At 71.5% G+C, this 2515-nt stretch carries 2 protein-coding genes; both read left to right on the top strand.

Features of this window, described 5'->3' with window-relative positions:
* Window positions 1-41: 41 nt before the first annotated feature.
* A complete protein-coding gene (locus tag BJQ90_RS12160; RefSeq protein ID WP_226760516.1) occupies window positions 42-1190 on the top strand; it encodes a glycosyltransferase family 4 protein in 1149 nt (382 codons plus the stop codon).
* Window positions 1187-2515 (top strand): UDP-glucose dehydrogenase family protein (locus BJQ90_RS12155; RefSeq protein ID WP_226760515.1); only part of this gene is annotated, 1329 nt, incomplete at its 3' end. The genes BJQ90_RS12160 and BJQ90_RS12155, both read left to right, overlap by 4 nt.

The raw sequence follows: 2515 nt of genomic DNA, 5'->3' as shown, positions 1-2515 counted from the left end.
CCCACCCCCGCCCCGAAAGCCGGCCCGCGCACCGTGGAGGGGTGAGGATCGCAATTGTTGCTGAGTCATTCCTGCCGCTGATGAACGGGGTAACCCACTCCATCCTGCGGGTCCTGGAGCATCTGCAGGACCGCGGAGACGAGGTGCTCGTGATCGCGCCGTCCACGCAGGATACGGAGGCCCCCACGGAGGTCTGCGGGGCGCATGTCCACCGGCTGCCCTCGGTTCCGCTGGCCGGCTACGCGAACGTGCGGGTGGCGATGGGCGGTGTCACTCGGGTCAAGCGAATCCTTGCCGAGTATGCACCGGACGTGGTCCACCTGGCGTCGCCGTTCGTGCTCGGCTGGCGCGCGGCGCAGGCCGCCCACCAGCTTGGGATCCCCACCTTAGCCATTTACCAGACCGAGGTCCCGGGCTACGCCGGGCGGTACGGCGTCCCCTTCCTGGAGAACTGGGCCTGGAACCGGGTGGAGAACATCCACCTGCTCGCCTCCCGGACCCTGGTGCCCTCCAGCTTCGCCCTCAACCAGCTCCGCGGCCGCGGCATTCCGCGGGTCGAGATGTGGCGGCGCGGAGTGGATACACAGCGGTTCTCCCCGGACAAGCGCGACGCCGGGTGGCGGGCCGCCGTCGCCCCGGCCGGCGAGCGCATCATCGGCTACGTCGGCCGGCTCGCGGTGGAAAAGCAGGTGCAGGACCTCGCGGTGCTGGCCGATGTTCCCGGCACCCGGCTGGTGATCGTGGGCGACGGACCACAGCGCCAGGCCCTCGGGGAAGCCCTGCCGGACGCGGTCTTCACCGGATTCCTCGGCGGCGAGGAACTGGCCCGGGCCGTGGCGTCCTTCGATCTCTTCGTGCACCCCGGCGAGTTCGAGACCTTCTGCCAGACCATCCAGGAGGCGATGGCCTCGGGGGTGCCGGTGGTCGCCACTGGCCGCGGCGGCCCGCTGGACCTCGTCGAGAACTCCCGCACCGGCTGGCTGTACAAACCAGGCGACCTGGCTGCGCTGCGGAACCACGTGGTGGACCTGATCGGCGACGACGCCAAGCGCCGCGCGTTCGCTGCGGCGGCCCACGCCTCGGTCCAGGGCCGGACGTGGTCCGCCCTGGGTGCCGAACTGGTCCAGCATTACCACGCGGTCCTCGCCGCCGACATGGTCACCACCTCACCCCAAGGAGTCGCCCTGTGAGAATTTCCGTGATCGGCTGCGGTTACCTGGGGGCCGTGCACGCGGCCACCCTGGCGGCAATGGGCCACAGCGTGGTGGGGATCGACGTCGACGCCGCCAAAGTCGAGCAGCTGGGCCGCGGTGCGGCGCCGTTCTTCGAGCCCGGGCTGGACGAACTCCTGCGGGACGGGATCGCCGCCGGGCGGCTCAGCTTCTCCACGGACTTCGCCGACGCCGCCAGTGCCGGGCTGCATTTCCTCTGCGTGGGCACGCCGCAGTCCAAGACCTCCGACGGCGCCGACCTCAGTTACCTTGTCGCGGCCACCGGGGCGCTCCTCCCCCACCTGGCCGCAGGGTCCGCCGTGGTGGGCAAGTCCACGGTTCCGGTGGGAACGGTGGACATGCTCAGCGGTGTGCTGGACGGGCGCCCGGACGTGCTCCTGGGCTGGAACCCGGAGTTCCTGCGCCAGGGCACCGCGGTCAGGGACTCGCTGGTCCCGGACCGCCTGGTCTACGGCGTCCCCGCGGACCCCGCCCCCGGCGGCGCGGCGATCACTGCGGCCCTCGACGCCGTCTACGCTCCCCTGCTGGCCGCCGGGATCCCGCGGCTGGTCTGCAACTTCGCCACGGCGGAACTGATCAAATCGGCGTCGAACGCCTACCTCGCCACCAAGCTCAGCTTCATCAACGCCATGGCCGAACTCTGCGACGCCACGGGCGCCGACGTGCAGCAGCTGGGCTCGGCGATGGGCCTGGATCCGCGCATCGGCAGCCGGTACCTCCATGCCGGCCTGGGGTTCGGCGGCGGCTGCCTGCCCAAGGACATCCGCTCCCTCCGGGTCCAGGCCGCCGGACTGGGCGTGGATTCGGTGGACCAATGGATGGGCGTGGTGGATTCCATCAACCGCGACCAGCGGTCCCGCACCGTCGAACTGGCCCGGGACCTGTGCGGCGGCCAGCTCAGCGGCCGCCGGGTCACGGTGCTCGGCGCTTCCTTCAAGCCGGACACGGACGATATCCGGGACTCCCCGGCCCTGGACGTTGCCCTGCAGCTGGCGTCGCACGGCGCCCACGTCACGGTGACGGACCCTGCCGCGATCAACAACGCGTGGCTCCGCTGCCCGCAGCTGCGCTTCGAGCCGTGCACATCCCGGGCACTGGAGGGTGCCGAACTCGTGCTGCTGCTGACCGAATGGGACGAGTACGCCTCGCTTCAGCCGGCCGACGCCGGGGCGCTGGTCCGGCGCCGGACCCTGCTGGACGCCCGCAACGTCGTCGACGCTTCCGTCTGGGAAGCGGCAGGCTGGACGGTCCGCGGCCTGGGCCGTGGCCGCGCAACCCGCCCG

This window comes from Arthrobacter sp. SO3 (genome assembly GCF_020532825.1).
Taxonomy (GTDB): Bacteria; Actinomycetota; Actinomycetes; order Actinomycetales; family Micrococcaceae; genus Arthrobacter.
Note: the sequence above shows the minus strand (reverse complement) of the source record. Positions and strands in the feature narration are given on the sequence as shown.